Genomic DNA, 25,158 nt, shown 5'->3' with positions numbered 1-25,158 from the left:
GAGTCCCCTCGCGGGCAGCACCCGTCACGTGGGCGTCGGCGGCGCGCCCCGCCGGCCGGTCGTCCCCGACCTGGTGGCGCAGCGAACGTTGGGTTGGGCCCTCGATGCCCTACCGTTGTCGCTCGTGGGTGTCGGAGACGTATCGAAGCGCATCCTCCTCGGACGCAAGCTGCGCAGCGCCCAGCTGGGGGAGACACTGCTCCCGAAGCGGATCGCGCTCCCGGTGTTCGCGAGTGACGCACTGTCGTCGGTCGCGTACGCGCCCGACGAGATCTTCATCATGCTGGCCATCGCCGGTGCCTCCCAGTACATCTGGTCGTGGAAGATCGGCATCGCGGTCGCCATCGTGATGGCGGCCGTGATCGCGTCGTACCGCCAGACCGTGCACGCCTACCCGTCGGGTGGCGGCGACTACGAGGTGGCGACCGTCAACCTCGGCCGCACGGCGGGCATCACGGTCGCGAGCGCGCTGCTGGTCGACTACGTGCTCACGGTCGCGGTGTCGATCTCGTCGGGTGCCAACTACGCCTCGGCGGCGATACCCGCCTTCCAGGACCACGAGGCGTTGATCGCGGTCGTCCTGGTGCTGCTGCTGATGGCGATGAACCTGCGCGGCATCCGCGAGTCGGGCACCTTCTTCGCGATCCCCACCTACCTGTTCATGTTCGCGATCCTCGGCATGTGCGCCTACGGCCTGGTCCAGGCGCTCGGTGGTTCGCTGCCGATGGCCGAGAGCGCGGGCCTCGAGATCGCTCCCCGCGAGGGCTGGGAGGAGCCGCTGACGACCTTCGGGCTGGTCGTGCTGCTCGCCCGCGCGTTCTCGTCCGGGTGTGCGGCGCTGACCGGTGTCGAGGCGATCTCCAACGGGGTCCCGGCGTTCCGGCGACCGAAGAGCAAGAACGCCGCCTCCACCTTGCTCCTGCTCGGCCTGATCGCGATCACGATGATGATCAGCGTCATCGTGCTGGCCAAGCAGATCGGGCTGAAGTACGTCGACCCGCACGAGCTGGAGCGGCTGACCCGCGACGGCGTGCCGGTCCCCGACGGCTACGACCAGCACGCGGTGATCGCGCAGATCGCCGACGCGGTCTTCCACGACTTCAGCCCCGGCTTCTACTTCGTCGTCACGGTCACCGGGATCATCCTGGTGCTCGCCGCCAACACCGCGTTCAACGGCTTCCCGGTGCTCGGCTCCATCCTGGCCAAGGACGGTCTGGCGCCCCGCGCCCTCGGCGCCCGCGGCGACCGGCTCGCCTACAGCAACGGCATCGTGTTCCTCGCCCTGATGGCGATCGTGCTCATCGTCGCGTTCGACGCGGAGACCACGAAGCTGATCCAGCTCTACATCGTGGGTGTCTTCGTCTCCTTCAACCTCAGCCAGCTCGGCATGATCCGGCACTGGACCCGCCACCTCGCGACCGAGCGCGACCCCGGCGAGCGCCGCCGGATGATCCGCTCGCGCACCATCAACGCCGTCGGCCTGTCCTTCACCGCGGTCGTGCTGGTCGTCGTGCTGCTCACCAAGTTCCTCGCCGGCGCCTGGATCACGATCCTGGCCATGACCTTCTTCTTCGCGGTGATGAAGGGCATCAAGCGGCACTACGACAACGTCGAGCGTGAGCTCGCGGCCGACGAGACGGACAAGGCGCTGCCGACCCGCGTGCACGCCATGGTGCTGGTCTCCAAGCTGCACAAGCCGACGCTGCGGGCGCTGGCATTCGCGAAGGCGACCCGGCCGAACTCGCTCGAGGGCGTCTACGTCTCGGTCGACCAGCAGGACACGGCGCGCCTGCTGGAGGAGTGGGACGAGCGCAACACCGGGATCCCGCTCAAGGTGCTGCACTCGCCGTACCGCGAGGTGGCCAAGCCGATCGTCGAGTACGCCTCCGCGATCCGGCGCGCGAACCCGCGAGGGGTCGTGGCCGTCTTCATCCCCGAGTACGTCGTGGGCCGCTGGTGGGAGCAGTTCCTGCACAACCAGACGGCGCTGCGCCTCAAGGGCCGGCTGCTGTTCACGCCCGGCGTCATGGTCATCTCGGTGCCCTACCAGCTGCGGTCCTCCGAGATCGCCCTCGAGCGCGAGGAGCGCGAGGAGCACCGGGTCCACGCCGGCGACCTGCGCCGTGGCCGCGTGCGCGGCAGCGACCGGCAGGCCCCGCGGTGAGCCGCCCCGCCCCTCGCCGGGCCCAGCAGGCGCGACGGCCGCGGGCCCGCACCGCCCGCGGAGCCTCGATGGCCGGGCGGCGGTTCGAGGTCGAGGTCGGTCCCGTCGCCCACGGCGGCCACTGCGTGGCGCGGGTCGAGGACCGGGTGGTCTTCGTCCGGCACGCCCTGCCCGGTGAGCGGGTGGTCCTCGAGATCACCGAGGGCACTGAGGGCGACAAGTTCTGGCGGGGCGACGCCGTCGAGGTGCTCGCGCCCTCGCCCGACCGGGTCGCCGCGCCCTGCCCGTACGCCGGACCCGGGCTCTGTGGGGGCTGCGACTTCCAGCACGTGGGCGTCCCGGCCCAGCGTGCGCTCAAGGCCGACGTCGTCCGCGAGCAGCTGCGCCGCCTCGCCCGCCTCGACGTCACCGTCGAGGCGGTGCCGGGCGACCAGGACGGGCTGCGCTGGCGCACCCGGCAGCGCTACGTCCCGCTGCCCGACGGTGGTCGCGGGATGCGCAAGCACCGCTCCCACGACGTCATCCCGGTCGAGGAGTGCTTGCTCGAGGCGCCCGGCGGTCCGTCGTACGAGGTCCGGGGGAGGTCCTTCGAGGTCGCCGACGGCGGCTTCTGGCAGGTCCACCCGGGTGCTCCGGAAGCCCTGGTCGGCGCGGTGCTCGACGCCCTGGACCCGAAGCCGGGGGAGAGCGCCCTGGACCTGTACGCCGGCGTGGGGCTGTTCAGCCGCTTCCTGTCCGAGGCCGTCGGCCCGACCGGCCGGGTCCTCGCGGTCGAGGGCGACGCCGCCGCATCGGCCCTGGCCGAGCGCAACTGCCCCGGCATCACCGCCGTACCCGGTGACGTCGGGTCCGTGCTCGCCGCCGGACTCCCCGGCGCGTGGGGCCACGCCGACCTGGTCGTGCTCGACCCGCCGCGGGTCGGTGCGAAGCGCGCCGTCGTCGAGCAGGTGGTGGCCCGCGGTCCCCGGGCCGTCGCCTACGTCGCCTGCGACCCCTCGGCGCTGGCCCGTGACGTCGCGATCTTCGCCGAGCACGGATATCGGCTCGCGTCGCTGCGCGCCTTCGACCTGTTCCCGATGACGCACCACGTCGAGTGCGTCGCGAAGTTCGAGCGAAGCTGATCTGACCGGCGGTGATGAAAGTCGGGCTCTCGACGGAGGCCCACCCCGCCGGCGTACCCACCGCCCGCATCTCCGCCCAGACCCGCCACAAGGGCCCCTCGGTCCTGTTCAACCGCTACTCCGACCGGTCGATGCCCTCGAATCCAGTTCGAGCAAGGACCCCGGGCTGTGATCCGGAGGCATTTCACAATCCTTGAAACTCTTCTATGATTATGCGCATGGCATCGGTGAGCGTCGCTCAGGCTGCACAACGGCTCGGCGTCAGCGTGCCCCGAATCCACCAGCGCATCGCGGACGGCTCACTGGCCGCCGAACGCATCGGATCACAGTGGGTGGTCGACGAGCGTTCCTTGGTGCGCATCCAGGAGCGCAGCAAGGCCGGTCGCCCGATTTCCCTGCGATCCGCCTGGGCGGTCATTGCTGCCTCCGAGAATGACCGCGACAGGCTGAAGGAAGGGGGTTCAGTCACCAGCGCACGGGCTCGCGTGCACCTCGACCGCCTGCTCGCTCCGTACCTCGTGCGCGCCGACGACGAGGAGTCGGTGGGTGAACTCGCGGTCTCGCTTCGATCGATGTTCCGCAATCGCGCCGAGCGGCGACTCCTCCGCGCGGCGCCCGCCGACCTGGCCGATCTGCGGGCCGATTCTCGGTGGGCTTCCTTGGTCGACCTGGGCGCAAGCGGTATCGCCTCCGGGGACGTCGAGGGCTACCTCGAAGAGTCGAAGGTCGAGGGCGTCGCGAAGGACTATCTCCTGGTCGAATCCGACCGCGGGGCCAATGTTGTACTCCATGTGATCCCGGACGGGCAGTATCCGTTCCCGAACTCGCGGCTCCGGCTCGCGGCCGACCTTGCCGAGCACCGCGGGCCGCGCGAGGAAGCACGCGCCGCTGAACTGGTGCACGAGCTCGCCCCGGAGTGGAAGGAGGTTGAGCGTTGATCGTCCTTCCCTCCATGCCGCCCGAGCAGACCTCATCTTGGCTGGGGCTGCTGGACCTCCATGAGCGGCTCGCGGACGCGCTGCTGCTTGAGATTCCCGACGCCGAGGACTCACTCGCTCGGCTCACCATGGCGGGGGACCTGTAGCCATGCCGGAAGACTTCGTGATCGCCCGCAACACCGAGCCCGGGTCGACGCTGCCCTATCTCCTGCGGATCCCGCTCGGGGACGGGATCATCCTCAAGGCGAAGGACACCTGGCCGCGCACCGGAAAGGTCTACTGCCACCGCGTCGAGGGGTGGCCAGCGGAGGCCGAGATCATCGAGCGAGTGCCCGTGCGGTCGTGCGTGAGGCGCGGCGCTGCGATCGACCTTGTGCTCGACCGGGGCCGGGAGAACCGCTCGCAGATCGTCGTGACCAACGCCCGCGGCAGGCAGATGATCTTCTGGCAGACCGCCCGCACGTCCAAGCAAGCGCGGCCTGCGGTGACGCTTCCTGGCGCCCGCGCGAGCGGGCTCGCCGATCTGGAGATCGCGATCGATCACCGCGAGCGCTATCCGTTCACGTTCGCAGACCGGCAGGCGACGACCCGACGCGAGCCGCTCAACGCCGGCGACTACGGACTCGTCGTCGACGGGCTGCTGCAGGCCACGGTCGAGCGCAAGTCCCTGGCGGATCTCGTGACCTCGCTGACAACGGGCAGGCTGAAGTTCCAGCTCACCGAGCTGGCGGCGATCCCACGCGCCGCGGTGGTCGTCGAGGAGCGGTACTCCCAGGTCTTCAAGCTCGACCACGTCCGGCCGAGTGTCGTGGCAGACGGGATCGCCGAGTGCCAGATCCGGTTCCCGACCGTCCCGATCGTCTTCTGCGAGACCCGCAAGCTCGCCCAGGAGTGGACCTACCGCTTCCTCGCGGCTGCGCGCGTAGGGCTCGCCGAGGAAGCGGTCGGCGACCTCGTCGTGCGAGCCCTCGAAGTGGCTCCGCCGCTCGCGCCCCCACCGGCGACGCCGGCCGACGTCCGTCGCTGGGCGTCCGCACACGGCATCGTCGTCTCCGACCGCGGCCGGATCCCGGCGGCGGTGACGGACCGGTATCTGGAGGCCCGCGCTCGCGGCGAGATCTGACGCTGCGAGCGCGGGCGACCGTGGGTGCCACCCCGAGTGCGTCGGGTTGCTGACGAAGGCCGGGCCCGACCTGCGCTGAGGTGCCTGCGTGGGCCGCTCAGACCCGGAAGTCCAGGTGGTTGACGGCGTAGACGAAGTTCCCGACGACGTGCCGCGGCTCGCCCAGGTCGAGGTCCGGGACCCGGGTCAGCAGCTGGTGGAAGATGTGCCGCAGCTGCATCTTCGCCAGGAAGTGGCCCATGCAGTAGTGCGGGCCGCCGCCGCCGAAGCCGACGTGGCCGTTCGGCTCGCGGGAGAGGTCGAAGGTCCAGGGGTCCTCGAACGCCTGCTCGTCCCGGTTGCCCGAGGCGTAGAACATCACGACCCACTCACCGGCCTTGATCTCCTGCCCGCCGAGCACCGTGTCCCGGGTCGCCGTCCGACGGAAGGTCATCACCGGGCTGACCCAGCGCACGATCTCCTCGATCGAGCGGTTGATCCGACCCGAGTAGTCCTCCATCAGCCACGCACGCTGGTCGGCGTGCTCGAGCAGCGCCTTGGTGCCCAGCGTGATCGTGTTGCGGGTGGTGTCGTTGCCGGCGACCGAGAGGAGCACGAAGAACGACGCGATGTCCTCGTCGCTGAGCTGCTCGCCGTCGACCTCGGCGCGGGTGAGCTCGGTCCAGATGTCGTCGCGGGGGTTGGCCCGGGTCTCGGCGGTGAACTCGAGCGCCATGGTGAGCAGCCCGATCAGGCTGTCGGAGACCATGTCAGCGGGGCTGCGGCCGGCGGCGAGCTCGGGGTCGTTCCAGCCGACGAGCATGTCGGCGAGGTGCGCCGCCTCCTTGCGCAGCTCGTCAGGCAGGCCGAGCATGTCGTAGATGGTGTCCATCGGGAGCCGGGCGGCCAGCTGCGCGACGAAGTTGCCGCTGCCGGCCTCGATGAGCTCGTCGACCAGCTTGGCCGCGCGCGCCTCGACCTGGGCCTCGATCTTGCGGACCTGGCGCGGGGTGAACGCCGCGTGCACGAGCCGGCGGTAGTTGAGGTGACGCTCGCCGTCCATGCCGAGGAACGACAGGGCCGCGTCCTGGAACTCCTGGGGGACCTCCTCGAACTGGATGCCCTCGCCGGAGCAGAAGATCTCGGGGTTGTTGCTGACCTCGGCGATCAGCTCGTTGGTGGTCACCGCCCAGTAGCCGTCGTTCTCCGGCGTCATCAGCTTCCCGGCGACGGGAGGGTGCCAGCTGACGGGCGCCTCGGCGCGGAGCTGGGCGAAGACGGGATCGCGCTGCTCGGTGGTGAGGGCCCAGAAGTCCATGTCGGACAGGCTGAGCGGGTGGTAGGGGCGCTTGGTCTCGGGCGCGGTGGTCATCTCGGTGGTCTCCTTCGGGACGGGGTCCGGTGGTCCGGGCGGGGGCAGGCGTTGCGGGGTCAGGACCGGCCGACGCGCTCGCTGTAGTGGGCGCGCTGGGACTGGTCTATGTCGAGGAAGGCGTCGTAGGCGCCCATCCGGCGGTTGAAGAAGTCGCGCAGCCGCCGGCCGAGGAACGGCTGGGTGCGGATGATCGGTCCCATCACCCAGGGCACGAAGACGTCCTTGCGGCGGGTGCGCAGCGCCTCGGCGATCGCGGTCGCGACGTCCTCGGGCTCGAGGTTGGGGATCATCCGCAGGCCCTTCGTGCCGGCGACCAGGTCGGTGTTGACGAAGCCGGGCATGACCACGGTGAAGTCGACGCCGGTGTGGCCCAGCTCGACGCGCATCGCCTCCGTGCCGTGCACGATGGCGGCCTTGGCCGCGCAGTAGGCCACGCCGCCCGGGATGGCCGCTCGCCCGGCGGTGGAGGCCACGTTGACGACGTGTCCGCCGCCGCGGGCCACCATCTCCGGGAGGACCAGGCGCATCCCGGTGAGCGGGCCGAGCACGTTGATCTCGATCGAACGCCGCTCGACCTCCGCGGAGCTGTCCAGGTACGCGCCGATCGGCATCACCCCGGCGTTGTTGACCAGGACGTCGACGCCGCCGTGGGCGGCACGTGCCTCGTCGAGGAAGGTGGCGAACGACGAGGGGTCGGTGACATCGACGTGCAGGCCGACGGCACGCTCGCCGAGCTCGGCGGCGGTCCTGGCGGCGGCCTCCCGGTCGATGTCACCGATGCTCACCCGGGCGCCGCGGCCGAGCAGTTCGGCGGCGGTGGCGCGACCGATGCCGCGGGCGGCACCGGTGATGACGACGTGACGACCGGTCAGGTGCTGGGGCTGGGACATGTGCTCTCCTTCGAGCGGCAGGGCGGAGGTGCCGGGACAGCGGGCAGGGGCGCACGCGGGGATCGGCAGGGTCGGGATCGGGGGGCGCGAGGGCGCCGGGCGTCAGCGGTCGAGCACCAGCCGCGGTCCGAGGGCACGCGAGACGCAGGGCATGAAGTAGCCCTCCTCGCGGTCCTCGTCGGTGAGCACGTGGTCGCGGTGGTCGGGCTCGCCCTCGAGCAACAGGGACTCGCAGGTGCCGCACACGCCCGAGGAGCACGACCTCTCGATGTCGACACCCACCGCGGCTGCTGCGTCGAGCACGCTGGTCCCCGCGGGGACGGAGACCGTGACGCCGCTGGCCCGGAACTCGACCTCGAATGCGCCATCCGCGCTGGTGTCGACCTCCGCGGCGGTGAAGTGCTCGACGTGCAGGCTGCCCGACGGCCAGGTGGCGCAGTGCTCCTCGACCGCGCTCAGCAGGGGCGCGGGGCCGCAGCAGTAGACCGCGGTGTCCTCCAGCGGCGTGCCGAGCAGCCCGGCCAGGTCCAGCAGGCCGTGCTCGTCCTGCGGACGCAGCTGCACGCGGTCGCCGTACGCCGCGAGCTCGTCGCGGAAGGCCATGGTCGCCAGGGAGCGGCCGCCGTAGACCAGGCGCCAGTCGGCGCCTGCGGCGTCGGCGGCTCGCACCATCGTCAGGATCGGGGTGATGCCGATGCCGCCGGCCAGGAACAGGTAGCGGGGTGAGGGCCGCAGCTCGAAGTGGTTGCGCGGGGTCGAGACTGTCAGCGTGTCGCCGACGGACAGCTGCTCGTGCACGTATGCCGACCCGCCACGGCTCGCGGGCTCCCGGAGCACCGCCACCTGGTATCCGGGCTCGTCGGGGACTCCGCACAGCGAGTACTGCCGGACGACGTCGCCGAGGTGGAGGTCGATGTGGGCGCCGGGGGACCAGGTCGGTAGCGGCGCGCCGTCGACGCCGGTCAGGCGGAGGGAGACGATGCCGTCGGCGACGGGGATGACGTGCTCAACCCGCACGGCGAGGGTGGCGGACGGCGCTGCGGCGGGACTTGCTTCCAGGATGCTCATCGGTCCTCCGGGAGTGGCTTGGGACACCACGGAACATAAGCCGTCTTATGTTCCGTGGCAAGCACTCTCTCGAAAAAAGGTCCGGGCGGGCCGAAGAGGAGCGGCGTTTCAGTGGTCGCGTTCGGCCTGGATCTGCTCGAGCATCTTGTTCAGCGCCCAGGTCAGCCGCCGCGTGTTGTGCGGGTGGGTCTCGAACTGCTCGAAGCCGATCAGCAGGTAGATCGCGCTGCGCGCCCACATCTCCGCCACGGCGGGGTCGGTGAACATCGCGTCCATCGCCCGCTGGACGGTGTCGAGCCGCTCCCGGTCGACCTGGGCCTGGATGCGGGCGACCAGGGGGTCGGTCAGGGACCAGGCTCGGATCGCCGCCTCGGAGCGATAGGGCAGGGTGCAGGCCATGTCGCGCAGGCGCTCCAGGGCGTCGACCGGGTCCGTCGCCTGGGCGGCGGCCTCGGCGATCTGGAGCGTGCGCTCTTCGCGCCACTGGTTCAGCAGCTGGTCGGTGAATCCTTGCCAGTTGCCGAAGTGGTTGTAGAAGGAGCCGGTGGTCACGCCCAGCGCCTTGCACAAGGTGGCCTGCTTCAGGGCCGGGTAGCCGTCGTCGGCCAGCAGCTGCATCGCGCGGGCGAAGTAGTGCTCCGGGGTGACGCGTCGAGCCATCAGGGCTCCTCTCGGGAAGGGTCGGGGCGAGGCTAGCGGGCGCCGGCCGCTCGCTGGGCGGATTGCTGGCGAGGTGGGCGTGGACAAGACTATGTTGATCTTTCCTCTTCCCAACATAAGTCCACTTTTGTTACGGTCGGTGCGCGACGTGGCTAGCGTCACCTCACCGGGCACGTTCCAGCCGGCGTCGCGCCCCACGTTCTCGCGCGTCGGTCCCGCTGCGTCCGCCCGTCCCGGGCCGCGGTGGGCCTCGACGCGCACCCACTCGAAAGGCACTTCCATGGGATTCAGCGACCAGGCCGAGGTCCTCGACTACCTCGGCGGCGTGTTCCGCCTCGGTCTCGATGACGACGAGCTCGGCCCGAAGCTCGCCGCCGCGGCCCTCGTCCTGCAGTTCGACTACACCGAGCCCGACACCACCGTCACCGTCAACACCGCCACCGGCGAGATCGTCGCCGGAACGATCGACGGGGTCGAGCCCGACGCCACGATGACCATGACGGCCGAGACCGCCAACAAGTTCTGGCAGGGCAAGGTCAACCTGGCCATGGCGATGGCCCGTGGCCTGGTGAAGGTCAACGGAAACAAGACGGCGCTGCTCAAGCTGGTGCCGCTGAGCAAGAAGCTGTACCCGATGTACGCGGACCGCCTGCGCGCGGACGGTCGCGACGACCTCGTCGCCTGACCCGCAGCCCCGTCCACCGTCCCGCCGAGCTCGCGGCCGCCGGGTCGGACTGCGCTGCCCTCCCGACCTGCCCCGAGACCTGCTAGGAGCTGTCCCCAGATGTTCCCCGGCGTCCACGCTGCCACCACGCCCGACAAGATCGCCGTCGTCATGGCCGGCTCCGGCCGGTCCCTGACCTACCGCGAGCTCGACGACGCCTCGGCCGCCCTCGCGAAGGCCTGGCACGACCTGGGCCTTCGCCCGGGCGACGTCGTCGCGATGTTCAGCGACAACGCGCTGGAGTGCCTGACCGTCTACTGGGCGGCGCTGCGCTCCGGGCTCTACATCACCGCGATCAACCGGCACCTGGCGCCGGCAGAGTCGGCGTACATCGTCACCGACAGCGGCGCCAAGGTGCTGATGGCCTCCGCCGGCATCGCCGCGCAGGCCGAGGCGATCCGGGCGCTGCTGCCCGAGGTGTCGCACGCCTTCGCCTTCGGTGGCGAGATCGCGGGGTACGGGTCGATGGAAGAGCTGATCGCCGCCGCCGGCAGCGAGCGGCTCGCTGACCAGCCGCGCGGTGCGGACATGCTCTACTCCTCGGGCACCACCGGCCGCCCCAAGGGCATCAAGCCGCCGCTGCTCGGCATCCAGGTCGACCAGCCGGGTGACCCGATCACCGGTCTGGCCGGCATGGCGTTCAAGCTCGGTCCCGAGGACGTCTACCTCTCGCCGGCGCCGGTCTACCACGCCGCACCGCTGAAGTGGTGCAGCGCCGTGCACGCCTACGGCGGCACCGTGGTGATGATGGAGAAGTTCGGCGCCGCCGAGCTCCTGTCGGCGGTCGAGCGGTTCGGGGTCACCGTCACCCAGGTCGTGCCGACGATGTTCGTCCGCATGCTCCAGCTGCCGGAGGACCAGCGCCGCTCCTACGACGTCTCGAGCCTGCGCCTGGCGATCCACGCCGCCGCGCCGTGCCCGCCCGAGGTCAAGGACGCCATGATCGACTGGCTCGGTCCGATCCTCGTGGAGTACTACTCCTCGACCGAGGCGAACGGACTGACGCTGATCACGACGCCGGAGTGGCAGGCCCACCGTGGCTCCGTCGGACGCAGCATGCTCGGTCCGGCCCACATCTGCGACGACGACGGCAACGAGCTGGAGGTCGGCGAGGTCGGCACCGTCTACTTCGAGCGGGAGGTCCGTCCCTTCGAGTACCACAACGACCCGGAGAAGACGAAGGAGGCCGAGCACCCCGTCCACAGCAGCTGGACCACTGTCGGCGACCTCGGCCGGCTCGACGAGGACGGCTACCTCTACCTGACCGACCGCAAGGCCTTCATGATCATCTCCGGCGGGGTGAACATCTACCCGCAGGAGGTCGAGGACGTCCTGATCATGCACCCGGCGGTGCACGACGTCGCTGTCGTCGGCCTGCCGGACCCCGAGATGGGGGAGCAGGTCAAGGCCGTCGTCCAGGTCCGCCCGGGCGTGGAGACCTCCGACGCGTTGGCCGCCGAGCTGATCGAGTACGTCCGCGAGCGCGTCGCCCACTACAAGGCACCGCGCACGCTGGACTTCGTCGACGACCTGCCGCGCACGCCCACGGGCAAGCTGCTCAAGCGCACCATCGTCGACACCTACCTGAGCGCGGCAGCCCGATGAGCGCGCAGGTCGAGAGCTCCGCCGGCACGGGGGCGGAGGGAGCCCCCGTGCCGACGGTCGTAGCGCAGCTGCGCCGAGTCTTCAGGACCGGGCGCACCCAGTCGCTGGCCTGGCGTAGGCAGCAGCTCGAGGGCATCGAGCGGTTCTGCGACGAGCGCGAGGCCGAGATCGTCGCCGCCGTCGCCGCGGACCTGGGCCGTGGACCGGTCGAGGCGTGGCTCGGCGAGATCGCCGGTAGCCGCGCCGAGGCCAGCCACGCCAAGCGCCACCTGCGCCGCTGGATGCTGCCCACGCCCCGCCCGCTGCCGGCCACGCAGCTGCCTGGCTGGGCGATGACCCGTCCCGAGCCCAAGGGCACGGTGCTGATCATCAGCCCCTGGAACTACCCCGTCTTCCTCACCCTCGGCCCGCTGGTCGCCGCGGTCGCGGCGGGCAACACCGTGGTGGTCAAGCCGTCGGAGATCGCGCCGGCCACCTCGCGGATGCTCGCCGAGTGGCTGCCGAGGTACCTCGACCCCGAGGCGGTCGCCGTCGTCGAGGGCGACGCCTCGGTCACCCAGGAGCTGCTCGCCCAGGGCTTCGACCACGCGCTCTTCACCGGCGGCACGGAGATCGGCCGCAAGATCATGGCCGGTGCCGCGCCGCACCTGACCCCCGTGACCCTCGAGCTGGGCGGCAAGAGCCCGGTCATCGTCGACGCCACGGCGGACCTCGAGGTGACGGCCAAGCGACTGGCCTGGGTCAAGCTGCTCAACTCCGGCCAGACCTGCATCGCTCCCGACTACGTGCTCGCGCACAGCGACGTGCACGACGAGCTCGTCGACCGGATCGGCACCCACCTGGCCGCGTTCCGCAGCGGTGAGCCGGCCGGCCAGCCGATCGTCAACGAGCGCCAGTTCGACCGTCTGGTCTCAGCGATCGCCGCGACCCAGGGCCGTGTCGCGCACGGCGGCGGGAGCGACCCCGACACCCTCCGGATCGAGCCCACCGTCGTCGTGGGCCCGGCGCTCGACGAGCCGCTGATGAGCGAGGAGATCTTCGGTCCGGTGCTGCCCGTGCTTCGGGTCGGCTCGCTCGACGAGGCGATCGACTTCGTCAACGACCGGCCCAAGCCGCTGGCGACGTACCTCTTCTCCCGCTCGCGGGTCGCCCGGCGACGGATCGTCGCCGAGGTCCCGGCCGGCGGCACGGTGGTCAACCACGTCGCCATGCACTGCCTGGTGCCCAGCCTGCCGTTCGGCGGCGTCGGCCCCAGCGGGATGGGGGCCTACCACGGGCACGCCGGCTTCGCCGAGTTCAGCCACCGCAAGTCGGTGCTGGTCAAGAGCTTCCGACCCGACCCGTCGATCATCTACCCGCCCTACAGCGACCGGGCGGTCAAGATCATCCGTCGTCTCTTCTGATCGGCTGCGGCAAATGACCAACGACACCGCGGTCCGTCCGCCCCGGACCGGACCGGATGCCGGACCGGCCGATCGCCTGGCCGGCAGCACCGAGCAGACCGATCAGATCGCGCAGGAGGCGCTGCGCTCGAGCATGCTGCTCGCCCTGGTCAGCACGCCCACGCAGTTCCTCGGCGTGATCGGCGACTTCTACCGGTTCTGCGCCAAGACCTTCCGGACGATGTTCACCCGGAAGTTCCGGCTGGTCGAGTTCATGACCCAGGCCTGGTTCATCACCTCGGTCTCCCTGGGGCCGGCGATCCTGGTCTCGATCCCGCTGTGCGTGATCGTCATCTTCCAGGTCAACGAGCTGCTGATCCAGATCGGTGCGGTCGACCTGGCCGGTGCGGGTGCGGCGCTCGCGGTGATCCGCGAGATCGGTCCGGTGGTCAGCGTGCTGGTCGTCGCCGGCGCGGGGGCGACGGCGATGTGCGCGGACCTGGGGGCGCGGAAGATCCGCGAGGAGATCGACGCGATGGTCACCCTCGGCATCGACCCGGTCGAGCGGCTGGTGGTGCCGCGGGTGCTCGCCTCCGCGCTCGTGGCGATCTGTCTCAACGGTGTCGTCTCGCTGGTCGGCCTGGTCGGCGGCTACGTGTTCTCGGTCATGCTGCAGGGCGCCACCCCGGGGCTCTACGTCACCGACCTCACCCTGCTGGTCGGTGTCAGCGACTTCATCACCTCCGAGATCAAGGCGGCCGTCTTCGGTCTGCTCGCCGGCCTGACCGCCTGCTACCTCGGCCTCAACGCGAAGGGTGGTCCGAAGGGCGTCGGCGACGCCGTCAACCAGACGGTCGTCTTCTCCTTCATGCTCCTCTTCGCTGCGAACACCGTGATCACGATGATCTTCCTCAGCCTGAAGGGCGCTTGAGATGGCACTGGGTGATTCGGGTCCGGCCAGGACCCTGGTCGACCTCGGCGAGCAGGTGGCCTTCCACGGCCGCGCCTACGCCGAGTTCCCGCGGGCGATCCGCCGCTACCGCCGCGAGATCGTGCGGCTGCTCGCCGAGGTCTCGCTCGGCTCCGGCGCGCTCGCGCTGATCGGCGGCACCGTGCTGGTGATCGGCTTCCTGTCCGCGGCCGCCGGCTTCGAGGTCGGCCTGCAGGCCTACACCTCGATGGGCGACATCAACGCCTCCTCGATGGCCGGGTTCTTCTCCGCCTACTTCAACACCCGCGAGGTGGCCCCGATCATCGCGGGCATCGCGCTGACCGCCACCGTCGGCGCCGGCTTCACCGCGCAGATCGGGGCCATGCGCGTCAGCGAGGAGATCGACGCGCTCGAGGTGATGGCGGTGCCACCGGTGCCCTACCTGGTGAGCACCCGGATCATCGCCGGCCTGGTCGCCGTCGTACCGCTGTTCGCCTGCGCGGTGATCATGACCTACCTGGCGACCAAGGTCGTGGTGACCGTGGGCTACGGCCAGGCCCCCGGCACCTACTCGCACTACTTCGACACCTTCCTGGTGCCTTCCGACCTGGTGCTGGCGCTGCTCAAGACCGTGCTCATGGCCCTCGTCATCGTCTCGGTCTGCTGCTACCACGGCTTCCGGGCCGGCGGCGGCCCGGCCGGTGTGGGACGTGCGGTCGGCGTCGCGGTCCGGACCTCGCTGATCGGGATCATGCTCGTCGACCTCGCCTTCGGGCTGGCCCTGTGGGGCCAGGCCTCGGTGCACGTCGCCGGCTGAGCGCGCCCAACCGCCGGACAAGTCCCAAGACAAGGAGAGACATGCGTTCTGCCAGGACCAAGCACATGGCGCTCGGCGCCGGCCTGCTCGGCGTCCTCGCCGGCCTTGCGGTCGGCACCGCGGCGCTCTACCAGAACGCCTTCGCCGACGTCCGCGAGGTGACGGTGCTCAGCGACCGCGCCGGCCTGACCATGGACTCCGGTGCGGTGGTCAAGGTGCGCGGCGTCGAGATCGGCTCCGTCGCCGACGTGCGTGCCACCAAGGACGGCGCCGAGATCGAGCTGAGGATCGACGCCGACCGGATGGGCCTGCTTCCCGCCGAGGTCACCGCCCAGATCGTGCCGCCGACCGCGTTCGGCCAGAAGTACGTCCAGCTCACGCCGGCGGGCGAGACGGGCACCCTCGCCGCGGGGACCGTGATCCAGGCCGACTACGTCACCACCGAGGTCGACGAGGCGTTCAGCAGCCTCTCCCGGGTGCTGGCGGTGGCCCGACCCCGCGAGGTCGCCGGGGCGCTCACCGCCGTCGCCGACACCGTGGACACCCGCGGCGAACGGATCAACCGCCTGGTCGAGGACACCGACGAGCTGCTGGCCCGGTTCAACCCGGCGCTGCCGGCGCTGGCCGAGGACATCCAGCGGATCAACGACGTGCTCCGGACCTACGACGGGGCCAGCGCAGACCTGGTGACCATGCTCGACTCCGGCACCACCACCGCACGGACGCTGAGCACCCGGCAGCGCGACCTCCGCGCGCTGCTGGACGGCCTCGAGTCCTTCTCCGCGCAGGCCGACGCGACCTCCAGCCGGCACGGCGCCGCACTGGCGGCCGCGCTGCGTGAGCTCGACCCCACCACGCGCCTGCTCGCGAGGTACTCGCCGATGCTGCCGTGCACCATCGAGGGCGTCGCGAAGATCAACCGCGACCTCGAGGTCGCGGTCGGGGGCACCAAGCCCGGCGTCAACTCCTTCACCCGCCTGCAGCCCGCGGACCCGCCGTACCGTGCGCCGGACAGCCTCGCTGTGGTGGCCGACAAGGGCGGCCCGAACTGCTTCGGCCTGCCCGACGTGACCGCCGAGGTGGGCAAGAGGAACTTCCGGAAGTTCGACATCGGCATCGCGCCGTACCACCAGCCGGAAGGCAGCGCCGTGGAGGACCTCGCCCAGACCCTGCTCGGTCTCGTCGGAGGGGTGGTGACGAGCCCGTGAGCTCGATCCGCGCGCAGAACCGCAAGGACCAGGCCAAGCTCGTCGTCTTCGTCGGGATCGCTGCCGTCATCACCGCCTACCTGGTCATCGTCACCGGCCAGATCCGGCCCGGGGAGCGGGACGAGTACCACGCCGTCTTCGACAACGTCTCCGGGCTGACCACCGGCTCACAGGTCCGCGTGGCCAGCGTCGAGGTCGGCAAGGTGACCTCGGTGCAGGTGCAGGAGGACGCCACCGTCAAGGTCGGGTTCACCGTTGCCGACGACATCACGCTCGACGAGACGACCACGGCGACCGTGCGCTACCGGAACCTGATCGGCGACCGCTACATCGCCCTGGAGCGGGGTGACGACCCCGGTGCCGCGCTGGAGCCGGGGGCGACCCTTCCGGCGTCGCGCACCGAGTCCGCCCTCGACATCGACACCCTGCTCAACGGGTTCAAGCCGCTCTTCGCCGGACTCAACGCCCAGCAGATCAACCAGCTCTCGGCGCAGCTGATCGAGGTGCTGCAGGGTCAGGAGAGCGCCGTGGGTGACCTGATCGCCACGGTGGGCTCGTTCACGACGACGATCGGCTCGCAGCAGGAGCTGGTCACCTCGGTGCTCGGCAACCTCAACGCCGTGATGGGCACCCTCGACGACCGGAGCGGGGACCTCGACGCCCTGATCACCCAGCTGAGCAGGCTCGCCGCGGGGTACGACGGCGACGCCGAGAGCATCCTCGACTCCGCCGCCGCGATCGGTGACGGCGCCGGCGAGGTCGACCGGCTGCTGGACCGTGCGCGGGGGGACCTGACCCCCGTCCTGAAGGAGCTGGCCACCACCACCGGGAAGGTCAACGAGCAGGCCGACGTCCTGGACGACGTCCTCAACGCGCTGCCCGCGCACTACGCCCGGATGGTCGGTCCCGCCTCCTACGGCAACTTCTTCAACTTCTTCCTGTGCGGGGTCCGCGTGCAGCTGGCGGACCTCGGTGGCGGGAAGCCGCTGCAGACCCCCTGGATCGAGAGCGACGTGGCGAGGTGCAAGCGATGAGCAAGGCCAAGGACGTCCGGCTCGGACTGCTGGGCACGCTCGTCGTGGCTGCCCTGGTCGTGGCCGCGCTGCGCCTCGACAGCCTCCCGCTGGTCGGCGACAACGACCTGGTGCGGGCCGACTTCGGCGAGGTCGGAGGGCTGACGCCCGGCGACGACGTGATCATCTCCGGCGCCACCGTCGGCAAGGTCAAGGAGGTCGAGCTCGACGGCGCGAAGGTGCGGGTCGGGTTCACGCTGGCCGACCGCACCGCCGACCTCGGCGACCGGACGGAGGCCAAGATCGTCACCGTCACCCTGCTCGGGCACGCCGCGCTCGAGCTGGTTCCCGGCGGCGAGGGCGAGTTCGACCGGGACCGAACCATCCCCGTGGAGCGGACCTCCTCGCCGTACGACGTCACCAGCGCGCTCGGCGACCTGGCCACCGAGGTGGACGAGATCGACGTCGACCAGCTCTCCGCGTCGCTGACCAGCATCAGCCGGACCTTCGAGAACACGCCGCAGGACGTCCGCAGGGCGCTCGCCGGCATCGACCAGGTCGCGGCCAACCTCGGCGACAACGCGCAGGTGCTCCAGCAGCTCCTCGACCGGTCCGCCCGGGTGAGCGGGGTGCTGGCCGATCGCAACGAGCAGGTGACCACCCTGCTCACCGCCGGGCAGAGCCTCTTCACGCAGGTGCAGGACCGGGAGGCGGTGCTGGTCAGCCTCCTCACCGAGGTCCGCCAGCTGGCCCGCACGGTACGCGCGGTGATGCGCGAGAACGACGCCGACCTGGGCCCCGCGCTCAAGGAGCTCACCGCGCTCACCCAGCAGCTGAATCGCAACCGTAAGAACATCCTCGGGGCGATCGACGGGCTGCGCGGCTACGCGTACCCGTTCGCCGAGGCGGTCTCCTCCGGTCCGTTCTTCGACGCCTACATCCAGAACCTCACCGCGCCCACCACCCTGCTCCCGATCGTGTCAGGACTCGTGCAATGACCAACCTCCTCCGCTCCTCGCGTGCACTGGTCGTGGTCGGCACGGTGCTCGCGCTCGGCCTTGCCCTGCTGCTGTGGGACGGCGCCGGCGGCAAGCAGACCTTCACCGTGCAGTTCGCCTCCACCTCCGGCCTCAACGTCGGCGACGACGTCCGGGTGCTCGGTGTCCGGGTCGGCCGGGTCACCGAGATCGAGCCCGGCGCGGAGCGCGTCGACGTCACCGTCGAGGTGGACGGGGACCGACGGGTGCCGGCCGAGGTGAAGGCCGCGATCGTCGCGCCCAGCCTGATCTCAGGTCGGTTCATCCAGCTCAGCCCCGCCTGGACCGAGGGACCCACGCTCGAGTCCGGCGCGGTCGTCTCCGTGGACCGCACGGCTGTGCCCGTCGAGTTCGACGCGGTCAAGGAGGAGCTGACGGCTCTCGCGACCGCGCTCGGTCCGGACGGCCCGCACGCGAAGAAGGGGGCCTTGCGCAAGGCCGTGCTGACCGCGGACGAGAACCTCGCTGGCACCTCGGCAGCGGACCTTCGCGCCTCGATCGCGAACATGCGACGCGCCTCCGAGGGGCTCTCCGGCGGCCGCACCGACCTGTTCGCCACGATCCGCGAGCTCAACACCTTCGTGGCGAACCTCGTCGTGCACGATCAGGCGGTCCGCGGCTTCACCAAGGAGCTGTCCGGGGTCTCGGACCTGCTGGACCGCAACAGCGACCTGCTCGTGGACACCGTCGACGACCTGGCAACGATCCTGCCGGAGCTGCGCCGGTTCGTGCGCAAGCACGACGGTCCGCTGACCACCTCGCTGCGCGCCATGGACGTCCTGGCCAGCACGCTGGCGGCCAAGAACAAGAGCCTGGCCGACATCGTGCACGTGGCGCCCGGCGCGGTGAACCAGCTGATGTACACGGTCGAGGACTCCGCCATCACCGGTCGCGTGGTGCTGGCCAACCTGGACAACACCGCCCAGCTGCTGTGCGGCGCGATCTTCGGCGTCGGCGGAACCACCGACACCTGCCGCAGCGCGCTCGGCCCGCTCGTCGAGCTGCTCGGCCTCGGCCGGGTGCCGGGCGGCACCCCGGACCAGCGCACCGACGTCCCTGCCCTCGAAGGAGGCGACGAATGAGCTTCCTGCCACCTCGCCGCGCACTCCGCGGCGCCGCGGGTGTGGTCGCGGCCGTGGTGCTCGCCGGCACGTTCAGCGCCTGCGAGCTCCAGCCGAACGACAACACCCTTCCCGGCCAGGTCGCCACCGGTGAGGAGGGTTACGACGTCACCGTCGTCTTCGAGCAGGTCGAGAACCTGGTGCCCAACTCGCAGGTGATGCTGGACAACGTCACCATCGGCACGGTCGCGAAGATCGACGTCGAGGACTGGCAGGCCAAGGTGCGCCTGCGTCTGCTCGACTCCGTGGAGCTGCCCGCGGACGCCACCTTCTCGATCGGGCAGAAGACCCTGCTCGGCGCCCAGTTCGTCGAGGTCGCCACCGACGGGTCGACCGCGGCGGACCGGCTCGCGCCGGGTGCCACCGTGCCGGTCGGCCAGACCGGCGTGCGGCCCTCCACCGAGCAGGTCCTGGCGTCCGCGTCGCTGCTGCTCAACAACGGCGGCCTCTCGCAGATCGCCACCATCACCGAGGAGATGACCACGGCGCTCGACCAGCGGGTGCCGGACGCCAAGACCCTGATCGGGCGGATGAACGAGCTGCTCGACGTGCTCGACGCCAACAAGGACGACATGGTCACGGCGCTGCGGGCGATGGACTCGCTGTCCGGCACGCTCGCCTCGGAGCGCGACGTGGTGGCGACGGCTCTCCAGGAGATCGGCCCCGGCATGCGCGTGCTCAACCGCGAGCGCCGGACGCTGACCCAGGCGTTGCGCCGTACCAGCCGGGCGGCGGACTCTGCCGGCAACCTGGTGGCGCTCAACGAGGGCGTGCTGCTGTCGAACCTCGAGGCGCTGCTGCCGACCCTGACGAGGCTGGGGGAGTCGGCGACCGAGATCCCCGAGGCGCTGAAGTACGCCATCACGGTCCCGTTCCCGCTGATGACCTCCCAAGAGGTGATCCGCGGCGACTACGCCAACCTGTTCGCCACCATCGACGTATCGGTGAACGAGCTCGCCGGGCAGTTCCTGCGGGGCGGGCTGCTGCCCGGACTGGCCGGCGGCGACCCGCTGCGCGACCCGGTCGAGGCACCGTTCGGCACGCAGTCCGGGGCGGCGGAGACGCCCGGGACGACCGACCCGGCCACCCCGTCGGCACCTGCCGCCGAGGGAGGCGTCGAGACCCCCGCTCCGGACACCGGCGCCCCCGCTCCGGCGCCGCAGGGCGCGCCCGTCTGTGGCCTGCTCAAGCAACTGCTCGGAGGATGCCGATGATGATCACCCGCCTGATCCGCAACCAGCTGCGGATCTTCGCCGTGATCGCGGTTCTCGCCCTGTCCTGGGTCGGGGTCGTCTACGCGGAGCTGCCGAGCCGGTTCGGCTTCGGCCACTACGCGGTCGACGTCGAGTTCGGCGAGGCCAGCGGCCTGTACCCGCGCGCCAACGTCACCTACCGGGGCAAGAAGGTCGGCAAGGTCGCGGCACTCGAGCTGACCCGCGACGGCGTGCGGGCCGAGCTCGCCATCGACAGTGGTACGACGATCCCGGCCGACGTCCGCGCCGAGCTCCGCAGCACCTCGGCCATCGGCGAGCAGTACGTCGACCTCGTGCCCCAGAGCGCGAAGGGTGAGCTCGCCGACGGTTCGGTGATCCCGGTGGAGCAGACGGTGGAGATGCCGCAGATCGGTCCGGTCCTCGACGAGCTGACCGACCTGATGGACTCCGTCCCCGCGGCCGCCAGCGAGCGGCTGCTCGATCGGGTCGACGCCGGCCTCACCGGCACGGGTGAGGACCTGGGCGGCCTGCTCGACGAGGCCGACCAGCTGCTCGTCGAGGCCACCCGCAACGTCGAGGCCACCACCGGCCTGGTCCGGTCCTCCGCGCCGATGCTGACCACCCAGCAGGACCTCGCCGGGGACACCCGGGCGTGGATCGAGCAGATGGCGAAGGTGACCACGTCGTTGGAGGCCGGGGACGACTCGGTCGACGCCCTGCTCGACGAGGGGACGGGTGGCCTGGACGCCACCGCTCGGTTGCTCGCGGACGTGGACCCGGTGCTGCCCAGCCTGCTGCACAACACGCGCGCCGTCGCCGAGCCGCTGCGCGTCTACAACAGCTTCCTGGAGCAGACGCTCGCCACCTATCCCGCACTGATGTCGCGGTTCCAGTCCATCTCGGTGGGCCGTCAGCAGTACGGCGACGCCCGCCTCGACATCCGCACGATGTTCGGCGACCCCGACTCGTGCGTGAACGGGTACGTGCCGGTGAAGAGCCGCCGCAACCCGTCCGACGCCACGCTCAGCACCGGCCCGAGCGGCAGCTACTGCAAGGAGGGACCCGCGAACGTGGCGGTGCGGGGCGCGCGGAACATCCCGTGCCCGGACGACACCGGCCGCCGGGCGCCCACCGCGGCGGCCTGCGGGATCGAGCTCACCGAGGGCGTGCCGGCGGCCGGCGTGACGACGTACACCAGCTTCGCGCCGCAGGACGCCGTCGAGGGTCGCTACCGCGACGAGACGGGGCGCCAGCACCGGCTCGACACCCCACCGGTCGGCCTCGACGCCGACGGTGACGACGGGAAGGACGAGGGATGGAAGAGCCTGCTGACCGCCGCACTGCGATGAAGGAGGGCCTGCGCTGGGCGAGCCTGGTCGTGCTGTCGACCGTCTGCGTCGTCGCGGCCTGGACTGCGGTGAGCGGCCTCCTCGACGCGCGTGACCTGGACCGGCGCCAGGACGACCGTGCGGCCGCGGTCGCGGCCGCGGAGAAGAAGGTCGTGGACCTGACCACGCTCCGCGCCGAGAGCGGCGAGCAGGACCTGGCGCGCCTGCTCGAAGGCACCACGCCCACGTTCCGCAAGGAGTTCGAGGCCCAGGCCGACTCCTTCGTCGCCTCCCTGCGCCAGGGCAAGGTCGACGCCGAGGGCAAGGTCACCGAGGCCGCCGTCAAGCAGATCGGGGACGACACCGCCTCGGTGCTCGTCGCCGCCTCGGGCAGCGTCTCGAACAGCGAGGCGCAGGACGCCCAGCCCCGTTACTACCGCCTGCTGGTGAACCTCGTCCGCGACGACGACGACTGGCTGGTCGACCGGATGGAGTTCGTGTCATGACCCTGCTGCGACGGATCGCGGCCGGCGTGCTGAGCCGGTTGCGGAGGCTCCGCCCGACCGGCGCGCCGGGACGCACCCAGCTGGTCCGCTTCGCCGTGCTGGCGCTGGTGCTCTCCGGGGGTGCGTGGTGGGTCCAGCGTGACCTGGACGACCGGGAGGCGCTCGAGCGCACGCGCATCGAGGCGCTCGCCTCGGCCGAGGAGCGGGTGCCCGCGTTGCTCAGCTACGGCCACACGACGCTGGACCGCGACCTGGCGAACGCGCTCGCGCAGACCACCGGCACCTTCCGTCGGGAGTACGAGGTGCTCGTCGACGAGGTCATCGCGCCCGGCGCGACGGAGGGCAAGGTCGACACGTCCGCCTCGGTGAGCGACGCCGCCGTCGTCTCGGCCACCGACGACGAGGTCGTCGTGCTGCTGATGTTGCTGCAGTCGACGACCCGCGGCGACGCGAGCGTGCCGGAGGTCGGCGGCAGTCGGGTCCGGGTGACGATGAGCCGGACCGACGGGGACTGGCTGGTCTCCGCCCTGCAGCCGGTCTGATGAGTGCCGCCTCGATCGTGGAGGAGGGCACGGTGCAGAGCACGGTCCCGGACCCCGCGTCGGCTGCGGCTGGCGACCCGGGACTGCGCGTCCTGGCGGTGGCCGGCGTGGCCGGCGTGGCGCTCATCCTGAGCGGCATGCTCGTGTCCGGGTACATCCCGGCGCCGGGCGCCGCATGGTCCCCGGAGCGGATCCAGGAGTTCTACGCCGGGGCGGCCACGCAGCGCCGGCTCGGCATCTTCTTGATGATCCTCGGTACGCCGCTGTTCGGCGCCCTGGTGGCCGGGATGAGCCGGGTCCTGGTGCTCGGCGGTGGCAACCGTGGCGGTTGGGCGAACCTGCAGACGGTCGTCGGTGGATGCGGCACCGTGCTGCTGGTGCTCTTCGCGATGGTGCTCGCCGTGGCGGCGTACCGGCCCGAGCGGGACGCGGAGATCACCCAGGCGCTGCACGACCTCGGCTGGTACTTCGCCTTCATCTCCGCGGTGCCGTTCGTCATCCAGGCGCTCGCCATCGCGTGGGTGGTGCTGAGGTCGGGTGTGCTGCCGCGCCAGTTCGGCTGGGCGAACCTGTCGGTGGCGATCCTGCTGCTGCCGGGCGCGGCGATGCTGTTCTTCCACACCGGACCGGTGGCGTACGACGGCTTGCTGACCTTCTGGGTCCCGCTGACCGACTTCGGTCTGTGGATGCTGCTGCTGGCTTGGGGCATGTGGGTCAGCGCCGACAGGGACGCGGTAGCGGGGGAGCGGCGATGAGTGCACCCGTCGTCACCCGTCCCTCGGCCACAGTGTCGGAGGGTGCGGGCACCGCGCGGCGGGTTCCGGGGGAGCCGGGCGTCTGGCTGCTGGTCCTGCTCGACATGAGCGTCTTCGCGGTCCTGTTCGTCGCCTTCCTGCTGGACCGCCGCAACGAGCCGGAGGCGTTCGCGGCCGGGCAGGCCGACCTGACCCTCGTCCTCGGCCTGGTCAACACCCTGGTGCTGGTGACCAGCTCCGCGCTGGTGGCCGGCGTGGTCCGCCGCAGCCGGGCGGGTGTTGGGGGGACCGAGCGGTTGCTGCTCGGGTCGCTGGCGTGCGGCGTCGTGTTCGGCGTGCTCAAGGTCGTCGAGTGGGCGCACCTGCTGGACAAGGGCGTCGAACCCGACACCGGCACGTACTCGATGTGGTTCTTCGTGCTGACCGGTCTGCACCTGGTGCACCTGCTGATCGGCTCGCTCGGCCTGGTCACGCTGCTGGTCATCGGGCGTCGCGACGCCCACCGGGAGGTCGCCGCGGACCGGCGTGCTCTCGTCGAGGTCGTCGCCACCTACTGGCACATGGTGGACCTGCTCTGGTTGGTCATCTTCCCGCTCGTCTACCTGGGGGCATCGTGACGGCACGTCGGCTCGCGTGGGTGTGGCTGGTCCTCGTGGCGGTGACCCTGGTGTCCTGGGCGACCGCGTCGAAGGATTCCGTCAGCGAGGGTGCGGCCGCGGTGGCGGTCGCGCTCGCCTTCCTCAAGGCGGGGCTCGTCGGCTGGGAGTTCATGGACCTGCGCCGCGCGCCGGCCTGGCTGGCGGGTGTCTTCGGGGCGTGGGTGGTCGTGGTGGGCGCCGTTCTCGTGGTGCTCAGCCTCTCCTGAGGCGGGCCGCCTCCCCAGGGCGTCTACGCGGTCCCGCCGAGGCCGGCGACCGCGTTCGCGACGGACTCCCGCTCCGTTCGGAATCCGTTGGCGGGATGCTCGGCGTCGGCGTAGCCGATGGAGACGGCGCACACGATCCACCGGTCCTCGGGGACGTCCAGGTGGTCGCGTACGGCGTCGGAGTACATGGCGATGGCACCTTGGGCGATCGCGTCGAGCCCGAGTGTCTCGGCAGCGGTCAGGAGGTTGGCGACGTAGCCGCCGCAGTCCATGACGCCGTAGGTGCCGAGGGCGACCGGGCTCGTGATGATCGCGACGTGGGGGGCGCCGAAGAACCGGAAGTTCTCGAGGGCCTGGTTCAGGCGTCCCATCGGGTCGTCCTGGGCGATGCCCACCGCGTCGTAGAGGGCGCGACCGCAGGTGCGTCGTCGATCCCGGTAGACGCCTTCGTATGCCTCGGGGGTGGCGATGTCGGGTCGCTCGGTGGGGTCTTGGAGCCGGTCCAGGAGCCGCGCCGACAGTGCCTCGGCGGCTTCGCCGCTGAGGAGCTCGACCTGCCACGCCTGGGAGTTGCACCACGACGCGGTCCGTTGGGCGATGGTGAACAGTCGCCTCAGGTCCTCCTCGGGCACGGCCCTGTCGGTGAACGCGCGGCAGCTGTAGCGCGTCGTCAGCAGGCCCTCCAGCACGTCGGAGGCAGAGAGCTGGGCGCGGACGTCGGTGTTCATTCGGTTGCGTGACTCCATGAGGGGGGAAGCGACCCTCGATAATAAGTGGACTTATCTTTCCGGG

Annotated in this window: 26 protein-coding genes; 21 read left to right on the top strand and 5 right to left on the bottom strand. The window is 70.9% G+C overall.

The window, feature by feature from the left end; genetic code table 11:
- Nucleotides 1-124 precede the first annotated feature (124 nt).
- The 5 genes from KU893_RS00635 to KU893_RS00615 all read left to right on the top strand — a co-directional run bounded on the left by KU893_RS00635 (nucleotide 125) and on the right by KU893_RS00615 (nucleotide 5,346).
- Complete coding sequence (locus KU893_RS00635) at nucleotides 125-2,164, top strand: APC family permease (protein WP_218232369.1); 2,040 nt, start codon at nucleotides 125-127, stop codon at nucleotides 2,162-2,164.
- A 68-nt stretch (nucleotides 2,165-2,232) separates the two neighbouring features.
- Nucleotides 2,233-3,285, top strand: coding sequence for a class I SAM-dependent RNA methyltransferase (locus KU893_RS00630; RefSeq protein ID WP_218232467.1), 1,053 nt, complete (start codon nucleotides 2,233-2,235; stop codon nucleotides 3,283-3,285).
- A gap of 218 nt (nucleotides 3,286-3,503) precedes the next feature.
- Complete coding sequence (locus KU893_RS00625) at nucleotides 3,504-4,223, top strand: helix-turn-helix domain-containing protein (RefSeq protein WP_218232368.1); 720 nt, start codon at nucleotides 3,504-3,506, stop codon at nucleotides 4,221-4,223.
- Complete coding sequence (locus KU893_RS00620; protein WP_218232367.1) at nucleotides 4,220-4,369, top strand: hypothetical protein; 150 nt, start codon at nucleotides 4,220-4,222, stop codon at nucleotides 4,367-4,369. The genes KU893_RS00625 and KU893_RS00620 overlap by 4 nt, the downstream gene beginning before the upstream one ends.
- Before the next feature lie 2 nt (nucleotides 4,370-4,371).
- Entirely contained in the window at nucleotides 4,372-5,346 is a 975-nt protein-coding gene (locus tag KU893_RS00615; protein ID WP_218232366.1) for an ERCC4 domain-containing protein, read from the top strand.
- 97 nt (nucleotides 5,347-5,443) lie between these two features.
- Here KU893_RS00615 and KU893_RS00610 read toward each other — a convergent pair whose 3' ends face one another.
- The 4 genes from KU893_RS00610 to KU893_RS00595 all read right to left on the bottom strand — a co-directional run bounded on the left by KU893_RS00610 (nucleotide 5,444) and on the right by KU893_RS00595 (nucleotide 9,318).
- Nucleotides 5,444-6,697 carry a cytochrome P450 gene (locus KU893_RS00610; protein WP_218232365.1) on the bottom strand — a complete coding sequence of 418 codons (1,254 nt, stop codon included), beginning with the start codon at nucleotides 6,695-6,697 and terminating at the stop codon, nucleotides 5,444-5,446.
- Between the two features lie 59 nt (nucleotides 6,698-6,756).
- Nucleotides 6,757-7,590 carry an SDR family oxidoreductase gene (locus KU893_RS00605; RefSeq protein WP_218232364.1) on the bottom strand — a complete coding sequence of 278 codons (834 nt, stop codon included), beginning with the start codon at nucleotides 7,588-7,590 and terminating at the stop codon, nucleotides 6,757-6,759.
- A 102-nt stretch (nucleotides 7,591-7,692) separates the two neighbouring features.
- Nucleotides 7,693-8,658: a PDR/VanB family oxidoreductase gene (locus KU893_RS00600; protein ID WP_218232363.1), complete on the bottom strand. Its 966-nt coding sequence runs from the start codon at nucleotides 8,656-8,658 to the stop codon at nucleotides 7,693-7,695.
- Between the two features lie 108 nt (nucleotides 8,659-8,766).
- Nucleotides 8,767-9,318: a TetR/AcrR family transcriptional regulator gene (locus KU893_RS00595; protein WP_218232362.1), complete on the bottom strand. Its 552-nt coding sequence runs from the start codon at nucleotides 9,316-9,318 to the stop codon at nucleotides 8,767-8,769.
- 280 nt (nucleotides 9,319-9,598) lie between these two features.
- On the opposite strand from KU893_RS00595, the gene KU893_RS00590 reads away from it, so the two are divergent.
- The 16 genes from KU893_RS00590 (at nucleotide 9,599) to KU893_RS00515 (ending at nucleotide 24,366) form a co-directional block, all read left to right on the top strand.
- Complete coding sequence (locus KU893_RS00590; RefSeq protein WP_218232361.1) at nucleotides 9,599-10,003, top strand: SCP2 sterol-binding domain-containing protein; 405 nt, start codon at nucleotides 9,599-9,601, stop codon at nucleotides 10,001-10,003.
- Between the two features lie 99 nt (nucleotides 10,004-10,102).
- Nucleotides 10,103-11,647 carry an acyl-CoA synthetase gene (locus tag KU893_RS00585; protein ID WP_218232360.1) on the top strand — a complete coding sequence of 515 codons (1,545 nt, stop codon included), beginning with the start codon at nucleotides 10,103-10,105 and terminating at the stop codon, nucleotides 11,645-11,647.
- Between the two features lie 47 nt (nucleotides 11,648-11,694).
- Complete coding sequence (locus KU893_RS00580; protein WP_218232359.1) at nucleotides 11,695-13,050, top strand: aldehyde dehydrogenase family protein; 1,356 nt, start codon at nucleotides 11,695-11,697, stop codon at nucleotides 13,048-13,050.
- Between the two features lie 13 nt (nucleotides 13,051-13,063).
- Nucleotides 13,064-13,960: an MlaE family ABC transporter permease gene (locus tag KU893_RS00575; RefSeq protein ID WP_246591396.1), complete on the top strand. Its 897-nt coding sequence runs from the start codon at nucleotides 13,064-13,066 to the stop codon at nucleotides 13,958-13,960.
- Between the two features lies 1 nt (nucleotide 13,961).
- Nucleotides 13,962-14,777, top strand: a complete 816-nt coding sequence (locus tag KU893_RS00570) for an MlaE family ABC transporter permease (protein WP_218232358.1) — start codon at nucleotides 13,962-13,964, stop codon at nucleotides 14,775-14,777.
- Between the two features lie 41 nt (nucleotides 14,778-14,818).
- Nucleotides 14,819-15,985 carry an MCE family protein gene (locus KU893_RS00565; RefSeq protein ID WP_218232357.1) on the top strand — a complete coding sequence of 389 codons (1,167 nt, stop codon included), beginning with the start codon at nucleotides 14,819-14,821 and terminating at the stop codon, nucleotides 15,983-15,985.
- Nucleotides 15,982-17,019: an MCE family protein gene (locus tag KU893_RS00560; RefSeq protein WP_218232356.1), complete on the top strand. Its 1,038-nt coding sequence runs from the start codon at nucleotides 15,982-15,984 to the stop codon at nucleotides 17,017-17,019. The genes KU893_RS00565 and KU893_RS00560 overlap by 4 nt, the downstream gene beginning before the upstream one ends.
- Nucleotides 17,016-17,996: an MCE family protein gene (locus KU893_RS00555; protein WP_218232355.1), complete on the top strand. Its 981-nt coding sequence runs from the start codon at nucleotides 17,016-17,018 to the stop codon at nucleotides 17,994-17,996. Before KU893_RS00560 ends, KU893_RS00555 begins: the two co-directional genes overlap by 4 nt.
- Nucleotides 17,993-19,117 (top strand): MCE family protein, encoded by a 1,125-nt coding sequence (locus tag KU893_RS00550; RefSeq protein ID WP_218232354.1) that lies wholly within the window; start codon nucleotides 17,993-17,995, stop codon nucleotides 19,115-19,117. Before KU893_RS00555 ends, KU893_RS00550 begins: the two co-directional genes overlap by 4 nt.
- Entirely contained in the window at nucleotides 19,114-20,370 is a 1,257-nt protein-coding gene (locus KU893_RS00545) for an MCE family protein (RefSeq protein ID WP_218232353.1), read from the top strand. Before KU893_RS00550 ends, KU893_RS00545 begins: the two co-directional genes overlap by 4 nt.
- Nucleotides 20,367-21,719, top strand: coding sequence for an MCE family protein (locus KU893_RS00540; protein WP_218232352.1), 1,353 nt, complete (start codon nucleotides 20,367-20,369; stop codon nucleotides 21,717-21,719). The genes KU893_RS00545 and KU893_RS00540 overlap by 4 nt, the downstream gene beginning before the upstream one ends.
- The gene (locus KU893_RS00535; RefSeq protein ID WP_218232351.1) at nucleotides 21,686-22,204 is read left to right on the top strand and encodes an Rv1363c family protein; all 519 of its coding nucleotides are present in this window, start codon (nucleotides 21,686-21,688) and stop codon (nucleotides 22,202-22,204) included. Before KU893_RS00540 ends, KU893_RS00535 begins: the two co-directional genes overlap by 34 nt.
- Nucleotides 22,201-22,746 carry an Rv1363c family protein gene (locus KU893_RS00530; RefSeq protein ID WP_218232350.1) on the top strand — a complete coding sequence of 182 codons (546 nt, stop codon included), beginning with the start codon at nucleotides 22,201-22,203 and terminating at the stop codon, nucleotides 22,744-22,746. The genes KU893_RS00535 and KU893_RS00530 overlap by 4 nt, the downstream gene beginning before the upstream one ends.
- On the top strand, nucleotides 22,746-23,501 hold the full coding sequence (locus tag KU893_RS00525) for a hypothetical protein (RefSeq protein WP_218232349.1): 756 nt from the start codon (nucleotides 22,746-22,748) through the stop codon (nucleotides 23,499-23,501). The genes KU893_RS00530 and KU893_RS00525 overlap by 1 nt, the downstream gene beginning before the upstream one ends.
- Nucleotides 23,498-24,118, top strand: coding sequence for a cytochrome c oxidase subunit 3 (locus tag KU893_RS00520; protein ID WP_218232348.1), 621 nt, complete (start codon nucleotides 23,498-23,500; stop codon nucleotides 24,116-24,118). The genes KU893_RS00525 and KU893_RS00520 overlap by 4 nt, the downstream gene beginning before the upstream one ends.
- On the top strand, nucleotides 24,115-24,366 hold the full coding sequence (locus KU893_RS00515) for a cytochrome C oxidase subunit IV family protein (RefSeq protein ID WP_218232347.1): 252 nt from the start codon (nucleotides 24,115-24,117) through the stop codon (nucleotides 24,364-24,366). Before KU893_RS00520 ends, KU893_RS00515 begins: the two co-directional genes overlap by 4 nt.
- Nucleotides 24,367-24,389: 23 nt before the next feature.
- Here KU893_RS00515 and KU893_RS00510 read toward each other — a convergent pair whose 3' ends face one another.
- The gene (locus KU893_RS00510; protein ID WP_218232346.1) at nucleotides 24,390-25,094 is read right to left on the bottom strand and encodes a nitroreductase; all 705 of its coding nucleotides are present in this window, start codon (nucleotides 25,092-25,094) and stop codon (nucleotides 24,390-24,392) included.
- Nucleotides 25,095-25,158: the final 64 nt, after the last annotated feature.

The organism is Nocardioides daeguensis, assembly GCF_019192965.1.
Taxonomy (GTDB): domain Bacteria; phylum Actinomycetota; class Actinomycetes; order Propionibacteriales; family Nocardioidaceae; genus Nocardioides; species Nocardioides daeguensis.
This window is presented reverse-complemented; position numbering and strand designations above follow the sequence as displayed.

Excerpts from the sequence above, each read along its gene's own strand:
- KU893_RS00565 (WP_218232357.1), top strand. The coding sequence starts at position 14,819 with ATGCGTTCTGCCAGGACCAAGCACATGGCGCTCGGCGCCGGCCTGCTC.
- KU893_RS00590 (WP_218232361.1), top strand. The coding sequence starts at position 9,599 with ATGGGATTCAGCGACCAGGCCGAGGTCCTCGACTACCTCGGCGGCGTG.
- KU893_RS00595 (WP_218232362.1), bottom strand. The coding sequence starts at position 9,318 with ATGGCTCGACGCGTCACCCCGGAGCACTACTTCGCCCGCGCGATGCAG.
- KU893_RS00570 (WP_218232358.1), top strand. The coding sequence starts at position 13,962 with ATGGCACTGGGTGATTCGGGTCCGGCCAGGACCCTGGTCGACCTCGGC.
- KU893_RS00540 (WP_218232352.1), top strand. The coding sequence starts at position 20,367 with ATGATGATCACCCGCCTGATCCGCAACCAGCTGCGGATCTTCGCCGTG.
- KU893_RS00630 (WP_218232467.1), top strand. The coding sequence starts at position 2,233 with ATGGCCGGGCGGCGGTTCGAGGTCGAGGTCGGTCCCGTCGCCCACGGC.
- KU893_RS00525 (WP_218232349.1), top strand. The coding sequence starts at position 22,746 with ATGAGTGCCGCCTCGATCGTGGAGGAGGGCACGGTGCAGAGCACGGTC.
- KU893_RS00625 (WP_218232368.1), top strand. The coding sequence starts at position 3,504 with ATGGCATCGGTGAGCGTCGCTCAGGCTGCACAACGGCTCGGCGTCAGC.
- KU893_RS00575 (WP_246591396.1), top strand. The coding sequence starts at position 13,064 with ATGACCAACGACACCGCGGTCCGTCCGCCCCGGACCGGACCGGATGCC.
- KU893_RS00535 (WP_218232351.1), top strand. The coding sequence starts at position 21,686 with ATGGAAGAGCCTGCTGACCGCCGCACTGCGATGAAGGAGGGCCTGCGC.
- KU893_RS00550 (WP_218232354.1), top strand. The coding sequence starts at position 17,993 with ATGACCAACCTCCTCCGCTCCTCGCGTGCACTGGTCGTGGTCGGCACG.
- KU893_RS00605 (WP_218232364.1), bottom strand. The coding sequence starts at position 7,590 with ATGTCCCAGCCCCAGCACCTGACCGGTCGTCACGTCGTCATCACCGGT.
- KU893_RS00600 (WP_218232363.1), bottom strand. The coding sequence starts at position 8,658 with ATGAGCATCCTGGAAGCAAGTCCCGCCGCAGCGCCGTCCGCCACCCTC.
- KU893_RS00615 (WP_218232366.1), top strand. The coding sequence starts at position 4,372 with ATGCCGGAAGACTTCGTGATCGCCCGCAACACCGAGCCCGGGTCGACG.
- KU893_RS00530 (WP_218232350.1), top strand. The coding sequence starts at position 22,201 with ATGACCCTGCTGCGACGGATCGCGGCCGGCGTGCTGAGCCGGTTGCGG.
- KU893_RS00520 (WP_218232348.1), top strand. The coding sequence starts at position 23,498 with ATGAGTGCACCCGTCGTCACCCGTCCCTCGGCCACAGTGTCGGAGGGT.
- KU893_RS00610 (WP_218232365.1), bottom strand. The coding sequence starts at position 6,697 with ATGACCACCGCGCCCGAGACCAAGCGCCCCTACCACCCGCTCAGCCTG.
- KU893_RS00555 (WP_218232355.1), top strand. The coding sequence starts at position 17,016 with ATGAGCAAGGCCAAGGACGTCCGGCTCGGACTGCTGGGCACGCTCGTC.
- KU893_RS00545 (WP_218232353.1), top strand. The coding sequence starts at position 19,114 with ATGAGCTTCCTGCCACCTCGCCGCGCACTCCGCGGCGCCGCGGGTGTG.
- KU893_RS00510 (WP_218232346.1), bottom strand. The coding sequence starts at position 25,094 with ATGAACACCGACGTCCGCGCCCAGCTCTCTGCCTCCGACGTGCTGGAG.
- KU893_RS00585 (WP_218232360.1), top strand. The coding sequence starts at position 10,103 with ATGTTCCCCGGCGTCCACGCTGCCACCACGCCCGACAAGATCGCCGTC.